This window comes from Azonexus hydrophilus, from assembly GCF_905120355.1.
In the GTDB taxonomy this organism is placed as follows: domain Bacteria; phylum Pseudomonadota; class Gammaproteobacteria; order Burkholderiales; family Rhodocyclaceae; genus Azonexus.
In genome coordinates this window covers 1-764 of record NZ_CAJHOB010000054.1, presented here as the reverse complement: position 1 = coordinate 764, position 764 = coordinate 1, and the positions used below count along the sequence as shown (strand labels likewise).

Genomic DNA, 764 nt, shown 5'->3' with positions numbered 1-764 from the left:
CAGGCCGTTGAAAAACCCCGCAAATTCCATGCAAATGGTATAATTTGTCTTTCGAATTCAACGAGATAGCGATTTCATGCGCAGTGCCGACATAACCCAATCGGAGATGTTCAGCTACCGAACCTTGGAGCAGCGGATTCCTGCCTCTCATCCGTTGCGCAAATTGCGGATGCTGGTAGATGGTCTTCTGGCGACGCTGCATGCGGACTTCGAAGAACTGTACGCCAAGACGGGGCGCCCGTCGATTCCGCCGGAGCGGCTGCTGCGGGCCAGTCTGATCCAGACGTTGTACTCGATTCGGTCTGAGCGGCAACTGGTGCAGCACATTGACTACAACCTGCTCTATCGCTGGTTTGTTGGCCTGAATATGGATGACAAGGTCTGGGATCACAGTACGTTCACGAAGAATCGGGACCGCCTGCTCAACGAAACGGTGGCGCGCGCCTTCTTCGGCAAGGTGCTGGGTTTGGCGCAGTGGCACGGGCTGGTCTCGTCCGAGCACTTCTCGGTCGATGGCACGCTGATTGAAGCCTGGGCGTCGGCGAAGAGTTTCAAGGCCAAGGATGGTTCCGGCAAGCCACCGGAGGATGGCGGCCGTAATGCAACGGTGGATTTCACGGGTGAAGAGCGCAAGAACGACACGCATGCCTCGACCACCGATCCGGATGCCCGTCTGTTCAAGAAATCCAAGGGCGATAAAGCCAGGCTCTGCTTCATGGGTCACGCCCTGATGGAGAATCGGAATGGCTTGGCGGTGGATGTGG

General features: G+C 57.1%; 1 protein-coding gene. It reads left to right on the top strand.

The window, feature by feature from the left end:
• Nucleotides 1–76: 76 nt before the first annotated feature.
• Nucleotides 77–764, top strand: a 688-nt coding sequence (locus JYJ39_RS13960) for an IS5 family transposase (RefSeq protein WP_205205266.1), incomplete at its 3' end; no start/stop codon positions are given.